Genomic DNA, 17,027 nt, shown 5'->3' with positions numbered 1-17,027 from the left:
CTCAAACACGCCCACGGGCCGCTGTGACCCCACCTTGCGGCCCGCTTCGATGGAGTTCCCATGTTCGCAACCCCGGCCTACGCCCAGAGCGCGGGCGCTGCCGCTGCCGATGGCGGCTTCATGGCAGTGCTGATCAACTTCCTGCCGTTCATCCTGATCTTCGTGCTGTTCTGGTTCCTGCTGATCCGTCCGCAGCAGAAGCGCATGAAGGCCCACCAGGCCATGGTGGCCGGTCTGAAGCGCGGCGACACGGTGGTGCTGTCGAACGGCATGGTCGGCAAGGTCACGCGGGTCGAAGAATCCGAAGCCATGGTCGAGATCGCCCAGGGCGTGAACACCACCGTGGTGCGCTCCATGATCGCCGAGGTGCGTGCGCGCACCGAAGTGGCCAAGGAGGCTCCCGCCGCCAAGACGGCTCCCTCCAAGAGCCGCAGCGCGCGCTGATCGCGCGCGCGCCTGCCCCTCGTCCTTGAAGCCCTGACACCCTCATGATTCAGTTGTCGCGCTGGAAGGTCACGCTGGTCACGCTTGTGACCCTGATCGGCCTGCTGTTCGCCGCGCCGAACCTGCTCAGCCCCGCCCAGCGCGAGGCCCTGCCCGGATGGGTTCCCGCCAATACGCTCAACCTGGGTCTCGACCTTCAGGGCGGCTCCTATCTGCTGTTGCAGGTGGACGTGGACGCGCTTCGCGCCGAGCGTATCGGCAACATGACCGAGGACGTGCGCCTGACACTGCGTGAGGCGGGCGTGCCCTTCAGCGATCTGCGCCGCCTTCCCGACGGCGTGAGCGTGACGATCCCCGAACCGGCCAACTACGACACCGCCTTCGAGGCCCTGGGCCGTCTGGCCCAGCCCCAGGCCGGGTCCATGCAGGCGGACATGCAGGTGCAGCGCAGCGGCGGCAATCAGCTCAGGCTGACCTATACGCCCCAGGCGCTCAACGCCATGGGCGCCACGGCGGTCGATCAGGCCATCGAGGTGGTGCGCCGCCGCATTGACAGCCTGGGCACGCGCGAGCCCGCCATCACCCGCCAGGGTCAGAACCGCATCGTGGTGCAGGCCCCCGGCGAGAGCGACCCGGCCGAGCTGGAGCGCGTGATCGGCCAGACCGCCGTGCTGACGTTCCAGATGCTCGACGAGGAGAACTCGATCGCCGAGGCCATGCAGGGGCGCGTGCCGCCCGATGCCGTGCTGCTGCCCACCGACGATCCGCGCGAGCCCTATCTGCTGGTCAAGCGCCGCGTGCTGGTCTCCGGCGACAACCTGACCCGCGCCAGCGTGGGCTCCGACCAGTTCCAGCGCCCGGCCATCGACTTCCGCTTCGACGGGGTGGGCGCGCGGCGCTTTGGCGACGTGACCAGCCAGAACATCGGCCGCCGCTTTGCCATCATCCTCGACGGGCGCGTGATCTCGGCCCCCGTGATCCAGAGCGCCATCACCGGCGGCTCGGGCCAGATCACCGGCAATTTCTCGATCGCGTCTGCGTCCGAGCTGGTGAACCTGCTGGAAGGCGGAGCCCTGCCTGCGCCGCTGAACGTCGAGGAGCGCCGCACCGTGGGCGCCTCGCTGGGCGCCGATGCGGTGGCGGCGGGCACCACGGCGACCCTGGTGGGCTTCGTGCTGGTCGTCGTGTTCATGGTGCTGTCCTACGGCCTGATCTTCGGCGGGATCTCTGTGCTGGCCATGCTGCTGAACGGTCTTCTGATCGTGGGCGCCATGTCGGCCATTCAGGCGACCCTGACCTTGCCGGGCATCGCGGGCCTGATCCTGACGCTGGCCATGGCCGTTGACGCCAACGTCCTGATCTTCGAGCGCATGAGAGAAGAGGCGCGCCTTGGCAAGTCGGCCATCATGTCTGCGGATGCGGGCTTCTCGCGCGCCATGTCCACCATTCTGGACGCCAATATCACCACCCTGGGTGCGGCCCTGATCCTGTTTTTCTTCGGAGCAGGGCCGGTGCGCGGCTTCGCCTGGACCCTCAGCATCGGGGTCGTGACCTCGGTGTTCACCGCCGTGTTCATCACCCAGATCGGCGTCGCCCTGTGGTTCCGCATCACGCGGTCCAAGACCCTTCCCATTGCGTGACCGTCATGAAGTTCTGGCCCCTCATCAAGCTCCTGCCCGCCAAGACGAACCTCCAGTTCGTCAGGTTCGCGCCCATCTTCGGCATCGTGTCGGTGGTGGCGGTGATCGCTTCGATCATCATGACCGTGACGCCGTTCACGCCGCCATGCGGTGGCCTGACCTGCGGTGTCGACTTCACCGGCGGCACGGTGCTCGAAATCACCACCGCGCCCGAGCCGGCCGATCTGTCGGCCATACGCTCGTCGCTCAATGAGCTGGACCTGCGCGACGTGCAGGTGCAGGCGTTCGGCTCGCCGACCGAGGCCCTGATCCGCTTTCAGAGCACCGAGGGCACCACCAGCGCCCTGATCGACCAGGTCAGGGACCAGCTCACAGCCGCCCAGAGCACCGCCGAGATCACCCGCACCGAGGCGGTCAGCGGCCAGATCTCGCAGGAGCTGCTGACCAATGGCGTGCTGGCCCTGGCCATCGCCGTGCTGATGATGCTGATCTACATCTGGTTCCGCTTCGAGTGGACGTTCGGTGTGGGTGCCGTGGTCGGCCTTCTGCACGACGTGATCCTGACGTTTGGCCTGTTCGCACTGACCGGCATGGAGTTCACCCTGGTCAGCGTGGCCGCCGTGCTGACCATCATCGGCTATTCGATGAACGACACGGTGGTGGTGTGCGACCGCCTGCGCGAGAACCTGCGCAAGTACAAGAAGATGCCCATGCGCGAGGTCATCGACCTGTCGCTGAACGAGACGCTCTCGCGCACGATCATGACCGGCCTGACCACCATCCTGGGGCTGGCGGCCATTGCCATACTGGGCGGAGAGGTGCTGCGCACCTTCGCCATCGCCATGATTTTCGGCGTCATCATCGGCACCTATTCGTCGATCTACATCGCCGCGCCGATCGTGCTGGTCTGGGGGGCCTCGCGCGGGGATGAAGACCCGACGCCGGTGACGCTGGGCATGGCTTCCAAGCCCTAGAGGCCCGTCCCTTGTTCAGACCAGCGCGACGACAGTTACGGCTCGATGCCGGCCAGCGCTGGGCGGTCCGTTTTCTGCTGGGCTTGATGGTGCCGACAACCGTTCTGGTGTCAGTGGCCGCAGTGCAGGCACCGTTGCCGGATTTGCGCGAGGTGGGCGCTCTGCTCATCGCCATCGGTGTGGTCGGTCTCATGTTCGTCTGTGCGATCGCCGTCAGTATGTTTTCGGGCGGGGGGCGGAGCGAGCCGGGCGTCTTCGAGCCTCCCCACCGACCGGTGCGCTGGGCCGCGCGCGTGCCGGGTGTGATCGCTACTGCAGCCCTGATCCTGGCGGGGGTGCATGTGCTAACGGGGTTCGGACCGCTCAGCGACCTGATCGGGCGGCAGAGCTGGGCTGCGGGCCTTGATGTGACGCCCTGGCGCCTGCTGTTGGCGCTGATTGCGATCCAGTTCGCGGCGGGCCTGGCCGAGGGCCTGGTCGAGGAGCATGAGTACAGAGTGAGGCGATGACCCTGATCCTCTACGGCATCCCCAACTGCGATACGGTGCGCAAGGCGCGGGCCGATCTTGATGCGCGCGCGCATCCCTACCGCTTTCACAACTTCAAGACCGAGGGCGTCACCGAGGACGACCTGAAGCGCTGGATCGCGGCGCACGGCTGGGAGAAGGTGTTGAACCGCTCAGGTCTCAGCTTTCGCAAGCTGCCTGATGCCGACAAAGCCAATCTGGATGCGGCGAAGGCCATCGCCTTGATGCTGGCCAACCCTTCCATGATCAAGCGCCCGGTGTTGGAGCGTGAGGGCGGCGAGAGCCTGATCGGCTACAGGCCCGGTGCCTACGACGACCTCTGACGCCACAGCCACAGGCCGAGACCCAGCAGGATCAGGCCGGGCACGATGTAGAGCAGCTCGTCCGACAGGCGCCCGCGCCCGCCCATCAGCATGACCGCCGAATTGGCCAGAAACGACACGCCCAGAATGAAGGCGAACACGCCTGCGCCCCGTCGCAGTATCCGCGCACGATCCTCGGGCGAGAGAGGTGAGGGGCGGCTCATGTTCAGGCCGTCCGGTTGAGGGTCACGGCGCGCATGTCGGTGCCTGCGGCCTGACCGCCATGGCCATAGCCGGTGGGATTGGCGCGAGCTTCGGCCACCTCTCGGGCAATGGCCTGCACCAGCCCCTCGGTGATGGTGCGCGCTGCCTCCAGCGCGCGGTTGTGACGACCCAGCAGCTCATCGAAGCGTTCGATCGTGGCCAGCAGGCGCGCACGCAGGGACTCGCTCATGCCGCGCAGCAGCTCGGGGTTCGCCTTCACCCGCGCGCTCTCGCGGCGATAGAGATTGGCCAGATCCTGTGTCTCGGCGATGGTGGGGGCCACCTCGTGCGGGCGGCGCGCCTCGAAGGCGGTCAGCTCGGCAGAGAGGCGCTCGCACAGGCGCTCGGTCAGGGTCAGAAGCTGTGCGGCACGGTCATCGGCGCAGGCAGCGGAAAGGCTCATGGCGCGGTCCTCGGCTCGGGTGGGCGCGCCTCGCCGGGCGCTGTGGGTGCATCTTCCAGTCCCTGAAGGCGCAGCATGTCGCGGGTGATCTGGTCGGCCAGGCCGATGCCGCCCGCGCGCACCGTCTGCTGGGCCATGGCCTCGACGAGGAACGAGCGCCACGTCTCCTCGCCCGCGCCGCCACCGAACGGTGCCTCTGTCGACAGTCCCGCAAAGATCGGCTGGAGCATCTGGGACAGGAAGGCGGCCTCGAAGGCCTCTGCGGTGCGCCGGATCTCGGCAGGGTCCTGGCTGCGGGGCAGGGCCGGGGTGCGCGGGCCGCGCAGCATCTCAACGGGAGCAGTGACGCCGGGGCTCATCACATCACCTCGATTTCGGCCTGCAGGGCGCCGGCGGCGCGAATGGCCTGAAGGATGGAGATCATGTCGCGCGGACTGACGCCGAGTGCGTTCAGTCCCTCGACCAGGGTGGCGAGCGAGGAGCCCCCCGACAGGATGCGCATCTGGCGGCCGCGCTCCTCCTCGATGCTGACCTGCGAGTCCGGCACCACCACGGTCTGGCCCTGGCTGAAGGGGGCGGGCTGGCTGACATAGGGGTTCTCCTGCACCGTGACGGTCAGGTTGCCCTGGGCGATGGCCACGGTGGAGATGCGCACCATCTCGCCCATGACGATCACGCCGTTCACCTCGTCGATGATGACGCGGGCGGGCGCATCGACCTGAACGCTCAGGTTCTCGACGCGGGTGATGAGGCTGGCCATGTCCATGCCCGCAGGCGCGCGCAGGGCGATCACCGTGCCGTTCTCGGCGCGCGCGGTGCCCGGATAGACCTGGTTGATGGTGGCGGCGACGCGCTGGGCGGTGGTGAAGTCGGGATTGCGCAGCGACAGGCGAACCTCGGGCATGCTGGCCAGACGGAAGCCCGTTTCGCGCTCGACACTGGCGCCGCTGGCGATGCGCCCCGAGGTGGGCACGCCGCGCGTGACCGACGAGCCCGAGGCACCCTGTGCCGAGACCGCGCCGGTCTGCACCGTGCCCTGGGCCACCGCATAGATCTCGCCGTCCGCGCCGGCCAGGCCCGTCACCAGCAAGGTGCCGCCCATCAGGCTGCGCGCATCACCCATGGTCGAGACGGTGACGTCGATGCGCGACCCCGGCGTGGCAAACGGCGGCAGCTCGGCCGTGACGATCACGGCGGCGACGTTGCGGGTATTGGCATTGGCATCGCGGATATTGACGCCGTGGCGCTCCAGCATGGTCTCGAGGCTCTGGCGGGTGAAGGGCGAGTTGCGCAAGGAATCGCCCGTGCCGTTCAGGCCCACGACCAGTCCGTAGCCGATCAGCTGGTTGGTGCGCACGCCCTCGATGGCGGCGATGTCCTTGATGCGCGACTGGGCGCTGGCGGGCAGGGCGCCAAGACCCGCCACGGCTAGCGCGAGGCACAGGCTGGACAGAAGGCGGGCGATGGTGCGGACCATGATCAAGCGGTTCCCTGAAGCGCAGCCTTGAGCGTTGGCACAGGCTGTGCCTTGGCCCATGCGAGGTTCGTGCCATCTTCCACGGTTCAAAAAGACCAGTCCGATCAGGAGCTTGGCCCTCGCTCGCTGAAACCCGAAGGCAAGTTTTGCCGGGTCGTTAACCAAACAGTGACGGCTGGGCGGCAAAGCATCAGCCATGGCCCACCATCCCGGCTTGAGGGGCGACGCATGAAGATCAACGGACCTGGCCTGCCCCCCGTCAGCGCACCTTCGCGCTCGCGCAGCACCTCGGCGTCCGGCTTCACGATCGGCGCAGGCTCTGCCGGCGCAGGTGCGGCTGCTGGTCCTGCCTCGGGCGCTGCGGGCGTGGCGGGGGTCTCGGCCCTGATGGCGCTGCAAGGCGTGGAGGACGTGACCGAGCGGCGCAGGCGTGCGATCCGGCGCGGGCGCGGCCTGCTGGACCGCCTCGATGCGCTCAAGCTGGCCATGCTGGCCGGGCGCGATGCCGAAGGTGCCCTGAGCGCGCTGGGCGCGGCCAGCCGCGAATCGCTGGCCGAGGAAGGGCTTGATGACGGCCTGCGCGCCGTGCTCGCCGAGATCGATACGCGCGCCGCCGTCGAACTGGCCAAGGCCGAAGTGGCCCGGCGTCAGGCCTGATCTGCCTCCCAAATGTCACGCCCGCTGTGACAAACGTTAATGTGATGGGGGATAGCTCGCAAAACCGCGTTGCCCAGCGACGGAAGCGGACCTATAAGCCGTTTCGCTCAACAAGGGGGGCGCTGGTACAAGCGTGAGGCGTGCATGAACGCGGTTGCGTCTGTAGTGGAGCAGGGGGCCTATCGGCCGTCTGACGATGAGCCGTTCATGAATGAGCGGCAGCTGGCCTATTTCAAGCAGAAGCTGCTGGACTGGAAGGACGACATCCTGCGCGAATCGCGTGAGACCGTCTCCAATCTCCAGACCGAGACCGAGAACCATCCCGATCTTGTGGACCGGGCCTCGTCCGAAACGGACCGGGCGCTGGAGCTGCGCACGCGCGATCGTCAGCGCAAGCTGATCTGCAAGATCGACGCGGCGCTGCGTCGCATCGAGGATGGCTCCTACGGCTACTGCGAGGAAACGGGTGAGCCCATCGGGCTGGCCCGTCTGGAGGCGCGGCCCACCGCGACCCTCAGCCTCGAAGCGCAGGAACAGCACGAGCGGCGCGAGCGCGTTCACCGCGACGACTGACCGGGCTGCCCCCGCATATCGCGGGACGCTTCAGTTTTTCTTCAGAACGGCGTCGTGCCAGCGCGCTTGACGTGGCAGCGTTGGTGCGTCCCTATCGGCGCGCGGGTAACACTGCTCGCGCAACGCCGTTCCGTGGGGAGGCCATGCAGAGTCTGAAGCAGCACAAGCTCAAGTCCATCGACGAGCTTCACATGTTTTCGCGCACAGGCGTGGTGCAGGGCAGCAGCACCTGGTCCGAAACGCGCGTGCATGGCGGGGGCGGCGCCAACAACACCAACGTCAACATCTCCTCCAGCGTGGTGGAAAGGCAGCGCTTTTTCATCACGCACGCGGACGGTGACGAGACCGAGCTCAAGAACATCGGCCTCGGCGTGCGCGATGGTCAGGCCGTGACGGCCGTTTACTGCGGCAAGAAGAACCCGGTGAACACCCTTGCCTGGGTCATGGGGGTTACAAACCACAATACTGATACCACCCGTTTTCTGGAGCCCAGCATCAGGATCATCACGGGCGCACCGAGCCCGGCGCAGCGCGGCTGGACGGCATTTCTAACCGTGGTTGCGGTCATCGGAGCATTGACGGCGGGGGGCGCGTTCTGGCTGCTGGTCCCCGTAGCGGGCGCGGCGGTCTATCTGTGGTGGACGGCGCACGCGCGCAGCAAGCTGCTGACCGCCCAGCTCAAGGAGCGCATTACCGGCGAGATGGTCAGTCGCGAAGGCGATGCCAGGGCGCTGAGGCAGGCAAATCAGGCCCCGGCAATGCAGTCGGTTCCAGCCGAGGCCTGACGGGCCGCCTTGACTTGGCCCGCTTCCGGCGCGACTTAGCCGCCTCGCAGTTCAGGTCAGGGTTTCATGTCCATCAAGGTTCGTTTCGCGCCCTCTCCCACCGGGCGCCTGCACGTGGGCAATGTGCGCACGGCGCTGGTCAACTGGCTGTTTGCCCGCAATGCGCGCCTGTCGGGCCAGGGCGGCCAGTTCGTGCTGCGCATCGACGACACCGACCTTGAGCGATCCACGCCGGAGTTCGAGCAGGGCATCGAGGACGACCTGCGCTGGCTGGGGCTGGAATGGGACGAGCGCTACAACCAGTCCAAGCGCTTTGATCTCTATGAGGCAGCCGCAGAGCGCCTGCGCGCCTCTGGCCGGCTCTATGCCTGCTACGAGACGGCCGAGGAGCTGGACCGGCGGCGCAAGGTGCAGCTCTCGCGCGGCCTGCCGCCCATCTATGACCGCGCCGCGCTCAGTCTGACGGACGCGCAGCGCGCCGCGCTGGAGGCCGACGGCCGCCGCCCGCACTGGCGCTTTCGCCTGGAAGGCCGCCGCGTGGCCTGGGAGGATCTGGCGCGGGGGCACTGCGAGGTGGACACCGCCTCCATGTCCGATCCCGTGCTGATCCGCGAGGACGGCCTGTTTCTCTACACCCTGCCGTCCGTGGTCGATGACATCGACATGGGCATTACCCATGTGATCCGCGGCGAGGACCACGTCACCAACACAGGTGCCCAGATCGAGATCTTCGAGGCGCTGGGCGCGGCGGTGCCGGGCTTTGCCCACATGCCGCTGCTGGTGGGTGCCGATGGCGAGGCCCTGTCCAAGCGGCTGGGCTCGCTCTCGATCGCCCAGCTTCGCGAGGAGGGCATGGAGCCCATCGCCATCGTCAGCCATCTGGGGCGCATCGGCACGTCTGATCCGCTCGAGGTCGCCCCCTCCATTGAGGCGCTGGGCGAGAGCTTTGCCTTCTCCAAGATGGGCCGCTCGCCCGCCCGTTACGACACCGCCGATCTGGAGCGCCTCAACGCCCAGGCGCTGCACGCGCTGTCCTATCAGGACGCCCGCGCGCGCCTTCAGGCCCTTGGCTGTGATCTGGGCGAGACATTCTGGAACACCGTGCGTCCCAATCTTACGCGCTTTGCCGATGTGGCGGCGCTGGCGCGGATCGTGACCGGCCCGGTCACTCCGGTGATCGAGGATGCTGGCTTTGCCGGGGCCGCGCTCGCTGTGCTGCCCGAGACCATCGACGAGGGCGCCTGGGCGCGCTGGACCGAGGCGGTCAAGGCCGCCACGGGGGCAAAGGGCAAGGGGCTGTTCATGCCCCTGCGTCTGGCCATTACCGGCATGGCTCACGGGCCGGACATGGCCGCTCTGGCGCCGCTGATCGGCCGTGACCGGATCGCGCGGCGCCTCAAGGGCGAGGTGGCCTGATCAGGCGGCGGCCTGATTGCACTGGGCCAGCTGATCGGCGCTGAGGCTCTGGCCGCGCCAGGTGAAGGACTGCACGGCACCGAAGCGGGCCACGGCGCGGCGGCAGGCGCGCGCGGCAGGCTGGGAGCTTCCGCCGGTCGAGGTGCAGGTCACGACGTTGTTGTCGCTGGCGCAGGTCCAGGTTGCGCCATCGATAATGGTGCGCTCGGGCGCGCTGCCTGCCGAAAGGACCAGGCTGTTGGGCGCGGGCTGGGCGATGGCGGCGGTGGCGCTCAGCATTGTGGCGGCGGCAAAGGCGAGCATACGCATGAGAAAACTCCGTGTTCGGCAGCGCAGGGAGTGCGCACTGCGAGATGGTCAGTTTTTTATTGAAACCGTCAATCTGGCCTGAGGCCGACGGCGATCACGAATTGTAATCGCCGTTCACTTATCGCCGATAACATTATGAGCGCAAGTGGTCTCGTCCAGGCATCCGCGCGCGCGATCAGCGCCCGTGGTTGCGGATCAGATCCATCACGCCCGACACGCTGTCGGCCGAGGCCCAGGTGTCCAGGAACCATGCCGGAGTCATGCCCTCGCCGACGTTGTGCTCCATCAGGGCGAAGAAGTGCTTCCAGAAGTCATTGATGTTGAGGAAGAACACAGGCTTCTGATGCAGGTCGAGGCGCCGCCACGACAGAAGCTCCACCACTTCCTCCAGCGTGCCGACGCCGCCCGGTGCCACCACGAAGGCGTCCGATTCGTCATACATGAGCTGCTTGCGCTCGTGCATGGAGGTCACCACCACCGTCTCGACCTCGTCGAACAGGCGCTCACGCGAGCGCAGGAACGCGGGCATGATGCCTATGACGCTCCCGCCCGCCTCGTGGGCCGCCCGCGCCGCCGCACCCATCAGCCCCACGCCGCCCCCGCCATAGACCAGCCGCAGGCCCTCGTCCGCCAGCGCCTCGCCGAAATCGCGTGCAGCCCGCAGATAGTCGGGATGGGCCGCATCGGACGAGCCGCAGAACAGGCACACAGAGCGGATGGGGGCAGGAGAGATCACAGGGGCTTGGGACATGAAGAAGCGGCTTCGAGAGGAAAGGGAGCACAAGGCAGGCGCACGCCAGCCATTGCGCATAACGTGCATAAAGGCGAAACCGGCATCATGAAATGGCCGATGGTGCGACGCGCTGCGATTCTGGGTCTGGGGCTCGCCGCCCTGGGTGCGGGGCTGGGTGCTTGCGGTCCCGATCCCGTGCAGCCCGCCGCGCCCGCCGCCAAGGGCGCACAGTGGCTGGCTGCACCCGCCATCACCGATATCCGCGCCGACGCAGGCCAGTGGGTCGTGCGCGGTGCCAGCGACGCCAGCGCACGCATCCGGCTGACCGATCAGGACGGCCAGGCGTTCGGCACCGACGCCAATGCCCAGGGTCTGTTCGATCTGCGCCTCAACGCCAGCGACGGCCCACGCCTGTTCAGCATAGAGCGCGTCAGCGGCGGCCATGCCGCGCGCTCGCAAGCGGCCCTTTTCCTCGCCCCTGACGGTACGGCGGCGGTTCTGAATCTGGGCGGAGCCAGCCTGCCCCTGGGCGAGCGCACCGGTTTTGGCATCGCGGCGGTGGATTATGACGGGCGCGCGCTGGCCGTCTCGGGATGGGGCGCGGCGGGCCAGGCGGTCACGGTGCGCCTCGCCGGCCACAGCGATGTCACCAACCGCGTCGATGCCACGGGCCGTTTCACCGCCGCCTTCAACGGGGTGCTGCCTGGCAGCTATGGCCTTGGGGCCCAGTCGCGGGCGGGCAGTGCGTCGCGCACCATCATCCTGACGGCGCCCCAGTCGAATGACGCTTCCCGTCTTGCCATGACGCGGCTGGGCGCCCTGTGGCGCATCGAGCGGCCCTTGCCCGGCGGCGGGCGCCAGATCAGCCTGATCCTGCTGGACGGCCAAAGTGAGAGCAGCGGGGGCGATAGCCGTGAGGGCGATAGCCCCCTGCTGCAGGCCCCTGGCACGCCATCGGCGTGAGGCCATGGCCCTGCCGCGCCCCGTCGCGGGCGGCGATCTTCTGCGATGGGGAAAAGGCCGAGTGGCTCCGCGGGTAGGATTCGAACCTACGACCAGCCGATTAACAGTCGGGGTCAAGTCGCTGATTTACCGGACAATCGGCCAAGTGTTCTGCGTCAGTTCACGGCATACGGCGCACTGAAAAGACAAAAGATTTATCTTCGGTTGGACGGGTTCCGGTATGTCCGCCTTCCCCGCTTTATGCGCCGCCGCCGGTCGCCTCCATGTCCGGCGGTGCGGCCCCTGCTCGGGTGCGCTTCTCGCGCTAAGGTCGGACGGAAGTGGCCTTGACCGGTGCTGGACCCACCATGGAGGTGCAGGGGCGGAAAGCTATCATTGCTGCGGGCACTCCACGCTCATGCCGTTGGCGGCGGCCCATCGGCAGAGGCGCGCGACGGTGCGCCAGCCGCGCTCGCCCCAGCTCTCCAGAGCAATCTCGTGCGCATCGAGGGCGGCCTCGCTATCCAGCGCAGCAGGATCGAGGCGGGGTTTCGGTTCGACCCGCAAGTCATCGGCAGGCGGGAACAGCGGCTGTGTCACTGCCCTGCTGGCGCAGCCGCTCGCAGGCAAGGCGCACGCGGCGATCAGAAGGAGGGCCGTCAGGCAGGGTGTCGAGCGCATCGCGCATCTTCCTTTCATCGGCGTGGGTTTTCAGGATGTCGGCCACGCGCTCGGTGGCGGCCCGGTCGCGGGCGATGGCGTCCCGCTCCATGGCGCGCTGGTTGGCCTCTGCGATGGCCTGGGCGGCCCGCTGGCGCTCCTGGTGGCGTGCCCGCTGGTCAACGGCGCACAGGGCAAGGATGGCCGCCAGCAGGGCGCACAGCGCGATTGTGGCCCATCCGCTCGGGGTGAGGGTGCGAAGAATGGGCCGCATGGCATCACACCTCGCTGGCCAGACGCTCGCGCAGCGCATAGCCCTCCAGGGGCCACAGCTGCTTGATCGCATCTTCGTAGGCGAAGCGTCGCCCCTTCTCGGGGTCGAAGTTTTCCGGCGAGGCCGGGGCGGACTTGCCGATGACCGTAAACCCGTTTTGCATCACGAGAACACAGACTGTTAGGATCGCCAGCGGGTCGCCGGGGTATGTCACCGATTTCTCGGCGGCAGAAACCGCTTGATCGGCGGTGAAGTAGTGCTGCCGGGCGATCTTGCGTTCCATGTCCGCGAGAGAAACGCGCGGATGTGTGGCCTTCGCGGCGCTGTATTCGTCGGTGGCCTTAAGCGTGTCACTGTGCATGGGTTCTAACCTTTCATGCTTTGGGTTTCCCGGAAGCCGCCGGGTCGGATCATGCGCCCCTCAGCTCATAGTGGGGGCCGTCGATAAAGGCGCTCTGGCCCAGCGCCCGGCGGCGGGCGACATAGGCCGCCACGGCCCGCTCCAGTCCCTCGGGCGAGCCGTCCAGATCACCGAACGGGCGATCCCACACGCCGCCCCACGTCAGGGCCACGTTCTGCTCGCGGGCGGCCTGGTGCATGGCGGCGGCAATGGGCCAGATCAGCGGCCATTCCCAGCGCAAACCCCCGTTGACGAACGGCACCAGATCGACCGCGTGGCCGTATCCGTCCGGCTGCACCCGGTGTTTGCTGTTCATGGTCTTGCTGGCGCCGCGCTGGACCAGCACGCGCTGCTGGGCCTCGGTGCGCAGGCCATCGTGCACGGTGAAATCCTGCGGCGTCAGGGCGATGGCGCGCTCCACCACGGCGATCAGGCGCGGATGCACGCCCGCCAGCCGCGCCCGGCTGCCAGAGCCCAGCACAAAGCCGCTGGCCGGTCGCTCGGGCGACACGGGGGCGGATGGCGCGGAGGCGGGCGGCGCTTGAGCAGGCATGATCTTCTCGGCAAACGCCCGGTTCGTCACCGGCCCGGCATGGCCATCGGCGGTCACGCCCAGCCACTGCTGGGCCCGGCGCACAAAGGCTTCGTTCTCAGCGGCCTTGGTCAGCATGGCGCGCTCCGTCGCGGGTGAAATAGAAGGTCAGCACCATGGCCAGCGCGGTGTTCCAGTCGATCTGGCCTTGGTGGATGGCGGCGCCGATGACGCCCCACGCGAGAAAGGTCTGGGTGCGCGGGATGTTCACCACGCGCGGCCACCAGCCGGGGGGATGGCGGGCGTTCATTCAGCCCGCCTTTCCAGCCGCTCAAGGCTGTGCTTCATGGCCGCCGTGCGCTCATCGAGGCGCGCCAGCGTGCCGTCCACCAGCGGGCGCACCGTGCCCTCCAGATGGCTCACGCGCTGATCCAGCTGGCCGCCCCAGATGAACAGGAGCGCAGTCTGGACGATCACGGCGATGACCACAGCCACGGCGCTGGCGGACAGGCCGAACGGCAGGCGTGGGTGCTGGCTGTCTGGCATCAGGTGTTGCCTTCTTTTGTCATGTTACGGCCTCTCGCGGCCCGCCCAGCAGGAAGGGGGCCTCGTAAAGCAGTTGCTCCAGCATCCGCGCGTGGCCCGCTATGTTCATGTGCGTGCCATCCAGGTTGTAGGCGGCGTTCCACGTCTCGCGATCATTGCCGGTCGTCAGGGCGGCGGCGAAATCGACGTAGCGGTATCGCCCGAAATAGCCGTCCAGCACGTCCGCGTTCTGCGCGTTGATGTTCGCCTGCTGGCCGGTGCGCGGCGGCAGGGTGCACAGAACGGGCTCTGCGCCCACGGCTTCGGCGGCGGCGATGATCGTGGCCATGTTCGTTCGCCACGAGGTCTGATTGTTTCCGTTCGTGCCGAGGTTGATCAGCACATAGCGCGCCGTCTCGACGTCGAAGGTATCGGCCATCGCTCCGGTCACGAAGTCCGCCGCCGTGTCGCCACCGCGTGCCGAAATCACCACGTCGCGCTCGGCGCGCAGCCGGGCCAGTTGGCGCGCGTAGCTCAGGCCACCATCGGGCAGGGCATTGCCCTCGGTGTTGCTGTCGCCCACCACGATGCAGTGGGGGCGACGTGTATAGAGAGCCAAGGCATCGAATGACGAGACGGTCACGGGATCGCCCGCCAGTTGCATCACTCCGGCGCGGCCATGGAAGCGGGCGGCCTTGGCGGTGCCGTATTGCATCGAGGTCAGCGAGGCCCGCGCCAGTGTCAGCAGGTCCGTCACCACCAGCGTGACGCTCAGGTGATCGCGCAGCACTTCCAGCGCGTAGGCTCGCCCGGGCACCAGTGCGGCAGGCAGGTCGGTCTCGGCAACCAGGGTGCCTGCCGTGGCCGGCGCGGTGCCGTTGTAACCATAGAGACGCAGCTTGCCCGCCGCGCCGTCGATGGCGGCAAACCCTGCAATCGCGCCGGTCGTGACGATGCCGAACACGCTGTCTGCGGCGGCGGGAATGAAGCGCGCAACCAGCAGGCGGCGCGAAAGAGACGAGAAAACGCCACTGGCGGCGATGGCGCCCCAGCCTGGTGAGGATGGCCCGATCAGGCCATTGCTCACACTCCAACCGCCGCTCTGGGTCCAGCCCGCTGGTAAAGATGAACCGGGGAAGCGGGTGGCGGCGATGATGCGGTTGGGCCTCATCAGCCGGGTGCTGGCCACCTGGCCGCCGTCCAGCGCGTCGAGACGATCTGCCAGTGAGGTCTTTCCGGCCTGGCGCACCTCGAAAGCGACGGCGAATGTGTTGGTGTTTGGCGCGGGCGACAGCAGATCACCCACGGCCAGCGAACCGCTATCACCGGACACCACTGTGGATCCGGCGCCACCTGCTACAAAGCGCAGATTTCCGCCGCCGGAAACCTTCGACCACATGAACGCGGTGCGGCCCGGAAACACGCGACCGCCAAAGGGCCTCGTGAATGTGCTCACGCCACCGTTGGCGTTCAGGTTCCCGCTGATGGCCGCGACACGGTAACCGCCGCCCTCATCTACCCGGAAGGCGATCACGCGCACCACGGCGGCGGCGCTCATTCGGCATGACATGGCCTCAAGCACGCTGGCGCGCTCAATCACGCCCACGGGGCTTATGGCAAAGCCTGTGCTGGAAAGGCTCGAAGTGTTCGGGGTCGTGCTGCCCGTCTGCAGTATCGCAGCATCAAGGCCATCCACTCCCGACGCGACCTTCAGATTAAGCTGGGCCGCCGCGTCGCCGCCTTCCACCTGCCCAAGACGGTCATCCACCGTGGGCGTCACATAGGGCGTCAGGGTGTAGGCGATGGCATAGGTGCTGCCGTTGCCCACGGTCAGGGTGCCCGCCATGGCCGCGCCTTCCGTCTGGGCCGCCGTGTTCAGGAAAGCGCGCGGGCCGCCGCCGGTCACATAGCGAATGCCGCCCGAGGTGACGGGCCTGTAGTGCACCAGCGATCCGGCCTTTGCATAGACGGGCGCGGGCAGGGTGATGACGTTGACACCAGCCGACAGCCCCGACACGGCGATGACACGCAAAACCTTGAAGCCCGTGCCATCGGGCTCGTAGATATGCACCTCGCCGGTGCCGCCGCCTGCCAGGCGCACGCTCAGGGCCGTGACCAGTCCGCGATGGGCGGTGGGTATGCCGTTGCCATAGGTGCCGGACGTGGCGATGCTGGCATCGTTCGGGGTCGTGCTGCCCGCGACGATTTCCGAGCCGGGCGCATAGGCCGGGCCGAGGTGGGCATCGACCTCGGCAACGCTGGCGCTTAGCGCGTCCACATCGGCCTTCTTATAGGTCTCGGCGCGCAGGGTGCCGGTCCCCGCCACGTTCTCATAGTATCGGATGCGCCCGTCCGTGATGACCCGGAAGAAATCTCCGGGCGAGGTGCCTGCTTCGCCTGCGGCGACGTCGGGAAAGAACTGTGCGGTCAGGGCATCGTCAACGTCTGCAACCGCCGATGCACCGGCGGCAGCGACAGCCGCCACCTGGCCGCCGCCCGAAATCTCGATGGCGTCTATTTGGGCTGCGGTCGCGGCATCGAGCGCAGTCATGGCGGCGTCGCCTGCGGCGGCCACCCGCGCAGCTTGGGCGTCGCCCTCCTCGATCACCACGGCCAGGGCGGCCTCGCCGACCATGGCGCCTGCCTCTCGCGCGATTTCATCGACGGTCTTGCTGACATCGACACCACCAGCGTCGTCAAACGCGAGCACGGCCCCCGCGCGCTCCAGCATCCTCGGCAGCTCCATCCCCGGCTCGCCGCGTGGAGATTTCACAGCCCGCTCGGTGTCGCGCAGAATGTCCTGATCGCGGGCCGTGGCCTTGTCCAGATCAGTGTTCAGCGTCTGCATCGACAGCGGGCCGGTGTCGGAGAAGTCCGTCTGCCGCTGCGGATCGACCATCCGGTCAATCGTCACCTTGCAGTTGGTCACCGCCGCGTTGAGCGTGACCTCGCCAGAGCCGAATGCGCCCCGAACCTCATCGCCGTTCTGAATGAACGCGCCCTCGACCGTGTAGTCCGACGGGTCCAGCCGTTCATCATCGACCAGGACAACAATATCCGGCGCCGCAAAGAACGGGAACGGAATCTCGAACGTGCCCTGCGGGGTCGCACCCACGTCATACGTCACGGGCTCGGTCAGCGGCGGGATTTTGACGTGGTTCGACATGGCCGCACGATGGGGCCATCACCC

Annotated in this window: 23 protein-coding genes and 1 tRNA gene; 10 read left to right on the top strand and 14 right to left on the bottom strand. The window is 67.6% G+C overall.

Features of this window, described 5'->3' with window-relative positions:
- Positions 1 to 60 precede the first annotated feature (60 nt).
- Genes yajC through ACK4E3_RS03730 form a run of 5 tightly spaced genes read left to right on the top strand, consistent with a single transcriptional unit; the run spans position 61 to position 3,908 of the window.
- Positions 61 to 444, top strand: coding sequence for a preprotein translocase subunit YajC (yajC, locus tag ACK4E3_RS03750; protein ID WP_409696556.1), 384 nt, complete (start codon positions 61 to 63; stop codon positions 442 to 444).
- Positions 445 to 488: 44 nt separating this feature from the next.
- Positions 489 to 2,084: a protein translocase subunit SecD gene (secD, locus tag ACK4E3_RS03745; RefSeq protein ID WP_409696553.1), complete on the top strand. Its 1,596-nt coding sequence runs from the start codon at positions 489 to 491 to the stop codon at positions 2,082 to 2,084.
- A gap of 5 nt (positions 2,085 to 2,089) precedes the next feature.
- Positions 2,090 to 3,058: a protein translocase subunit SecF gene (secF, locus tag ACK4E3_RS03740; RefSeq protein ID WP_409696550.1), complete on the top strand. Its 969-nt coding sequence runs from the start codon at positions 2,090 to 2,092 to the stop codon at positions 3,056 to 3,058.
- 11 nt (positions 3,059 to 3,069) lie between these two features.
- Positions 3,070 to 3,567, top strand: a complete 498-nt coding sequence (locus ACK4E3_RS03735) for a hypothetical protein (RefSeq protein ID WP_409696547.1) — start codon at positions 3,070 to 3,072, stop codon at positions 3,565 to 3,567.
- Entirely contained in the window at positions 3,564 to 3,908 is a 345-nt protein-coding gene (locus tag ACK4E3_RS03730; RefSeq protein ID WP_409696544.1) for an arsenate reductase, read from the top strand. The genes ACK4E3_RS03735 and ACK4E3_RS03730 overlap by 4 nt, the downstream gene beginning before the upstream one ends.
- Here the strand turns inward: ACK4E3_RS03730 and ACK4E3_RS03725 are convergent.
- Genes ACK4E3_RS03725 through ACK4E3_RS03710 form a run of 4 tightly spaced genes read right to left on the bottom strand, consistent with a single transcriptional unit; the run spans position 3,893 to position 6,031 of the window.
- The gene (locus ACK4E3_RS03725) at positions 3,893 to 4,111 is read right to left on the bottom strand and encodes a hypothetical protein (protein ID WP_409696542.1); all 219 of its coding nucleotides are present in this window, start codon (positions 4,109 to 4,111) and stop codon (positions 3,893 to 3,895) included. The two genes, ACK4E3_RS03730 and ACK4E3_RS03725, sit on opposite strands and share 16 nt — an antisense overlap.
- 2 nt (positions 4,112 to 4,113) lie before the next feature.
- Positions 4,114 to 4,554 (bottom strand): flagellar basal-body protein FlbY, encoded by a 441-nt coding sequence (locus ACK4E3_RS03720; protein WP_409696539.1) that lies wholly within the window; start codon positions 4,552 to 4,554, stop codon positions 4,114 to 4,116.
- Complete coding sequence (locus ACK4E3_RS03715; RefSeq protein ID WP_409696536.1) at positions 4,551 to 4,913, bottom strand: rod-binding protein; 363 nt, start codon at positions 4,911 to 4,913, stop codon at positions 4,551 to 4,553. Before ACK4E3_RS03715 ends, ACK4E3_RS03720 begins: the two co-directional genes overlap by 4 nt.
- A complete protein-coding gene (locus ACK4E3_RS03710; RefSeq protein WP_409696533.1) occupies positions 4,913 to 6,031 on the bottom strand; it encodes a flagellar basal body P-ring protein FlgI in 1,119 nt (372 codons plus the stop codon). The genes ACK4E3_RS03715 and ACK4E3_RS03710 overlap by 1 nt, the downstream gene beginning before the upstream one ends.
- 228 nt (positions 6,032 to 6,259) lie before the next feature.
- Between ACK4E3_RS03710 and ACK4E3_RS03705 the strand changes: the two genes are divergently transcribed.
- The 4 genes from ACK4E3_RS03705 to gltX all read left to right on the top strand — a co-directional run bounded on the left by ACK4E3_RS03705 (position 6,260) and on the right by gltX (position 9,462).
- On the top strand, positions 6,260 to 6,688 hold the full coding sequence (locus ACK4E3_RS03705) for a flagellar assembly protein FliX (RefSeq protein ID WP_409696530.1): 429 nt from the start codon (positions 6,260 to 6,262) through the stop codon (positions 6,686 to 6,688).
- Positions 6,689 to 6,832: 144 nt separating this feature from the next.
- Positions 6,833 to 7,261, top strand: coding sequence for an RNA polymerase-binding protein DksA (dksA, locus tag ACK4E3_RS03700; protein WP_409696527.1), 429 nt, complete (start codon positions 6,833 to 6,835; stop codon positions 7,259 to 7,261).
- A gap of 143 nt (positions 7,262 to 7,404) precedes the next feature.
- Positions 7,405 to 8,046 (top strand): hypothetical protein, encoded by a 642-nt coding sequence (locus ACK4E3_RS03695; protein ID WP_409696524.1) that lies wholly within the window; start codon positions 7,405 to 7,407, stop codon positions 8,044 to 8,046.
- Between the two features lie 66 nt (positions 8,047 to 8,112).
- Complete coding sequence (gltX, locus tag ACK4E3_RS03690) at positions 8,113 to 9,462, top strand: glutamate--tRNA ligase (RefSeq protein ID WP_409696521.1); 1,350 nt, start codon at positions 8,113 to 8,115, stop codon at positions 9,460 to 9,462.
- On the opposite strand, the gene ACK4E3_RS03685 is transcribed toward gltX, so the two are convergent.
- Positions 9,463 to 9,771 (bottom strand): CC_3452 family protein, encoded by a 309-nt coding sequence (locus ACK4E3_RS03685; RefSeq protein ID WP_409696518.1) that lies wholly within the window; start codon positions 9,769 to 9,771, stop codon positions 9,463 to 9,465.
- Positions 9,772 to 9,946: 175 nt separating this feature from the next.
- Complete coding sequence (locus tag ACK4E3_RS03680) at positions 9,947 to 10,522, bottom strand: TIGR00730 family Rossman fold protein (protein WP_409696515.1); 576 nt, start codon at positions 10,520 to 10,522, stop codon at positions 9,947 to 9,949.
- Positions 10,523 to 10,621: 99 nt separating this feature from the next.
- On the opposite strand from ACK4E3_RS03680, the gene ACK4E3_RS03675 reads away from it, so the two are divergent.
- Positions 10,622 to 11,467: a hypothetical protein gene (locus ACK4E3_RS03675; RefSeq protein ID WP_409696512.1), complete on the top strand. Its 846-nt coding sequence runs from the start codon at positions 10,622 to 10,624 to the stop codon at positions 11,465 to 11,467.
- A 62-nt stretch (positions 11,468 to 11,529) separates the two neighbouring features.
- Here ACK4E3_RS03675 and ACK4E3_RS03670 read toward each other — a convergent pair.
- The 8 genes from ACK4E3_RS03670 to ACK4E3_RS03635 form a co-directional block, all read right to left on the bottom strand.
- Positions 11,530 to 11,601 (bottom strand) — tRNA-Ser (locus ACK4E3_RS03670).
- 238 nt (positions 11,602 to 11,839) lie between these two features.
- Positions 11,840 to 12,013: a hypothetical protein gene (locus tag ACK4E3_RS03665; RefSeq protein ID WP_409696509.1), complete on the bottom strand. Its 174-nt coding sequence runs from the start codon at positions 12,011 to 12,013 to the stop codon at positions 11,840 to 11,842.
- A 1-nt stretch (position 12,014) separates the two neighbouring features.
- A complete protein-coding gene (locus tag ACK4E3_RS03660; protein WP_409696506.1) occupies positions 12,015 to 12,380 on the bottom strand; it encodes a hypothetical protein in 366 nt (121 codons plus the stop codon).
- Positions 12,381 to 12,384: 4 nt separating this feature from the next.
- The gene (locus ACK4E3_RS03655; RefSeq protein WP_409696503.1) at positions 12,385 to 12,741 is read right to left on the bottom strand and encodes a Gp49 family protein; all 357 of its coding nucleotides are present in this window, start codon (positions 12,739 to 12,741) and stop codon (positions 12,385 to 12,387) included.
- Between the two features lie 49 nt (positions 12,742 to 12,790).
- Entirely contained in the window at positions 12,791 to 13,450 is a 660-nt protein-coding gene (locus ACK4E3_RS03650) for a M15 family metallopeptidase (RefSeq protein WP_409696500.1), read from the bottom strand.
- Positions 13,431 to 13,622 (bottom strand): hypothetical protein, encoded by a 192-nt coding sequence (locus ACK4E3_RS03645; RefSeq protein WP_409696497.1) that lies wholly within the window; start codon positions 13,620 to 13,622, stop codon positions 13,431 to 13,433. The genes ACK4E3_RS03650 and ACK4E3_RS03645 overlap by 20 nt, the downstream gene beginning before the upstream one ends.
- Complete coding sequence (locus ACK4E3_RS03640; RefSeq protein ID WP_409696494.1) at positions 13,619 to 13,858, bottom strand: hypothetical protein; 240 nt, start codon at positions 13,856 to 13,858, stop codon at positions 13,619 to 13,621. Before ACK4E3_RS03640 ends, ACK4E3_RS03645 begins: the two co-directional genes overlap by 4 nt.
- Positions 13,859 to 13,877: 19 nt before the next feature.
- A complete protein-coding gene (locus ACK4E3_RS03635; RefSeq protein ID WP_409696491.1) occupies positions 13,878 to 17,003 on the bottom strand; it encodes a GDSL-type esterase/lipase family protein in 3,126 nt (1,041 codons plus the stop codon).
- Between the last annotated feature and the right edge of the window lie 24 nt (positions 17,004 to 17,027).

It is taken from the genome of Brevundimonas sp. (assembly GCF_046299595.1).
Taxonomy (GTDB): Bacteria; Pseudomonadota; Alphaproteobacteria; order Caulobacterales; family Caulobacteraceae; genus Brevundimonas.
The sequence above is the reverse complement of the archived record's forward strand: the minus strand, read 5'-3'. Positions and strand labels throughout refer to the sequence as shown.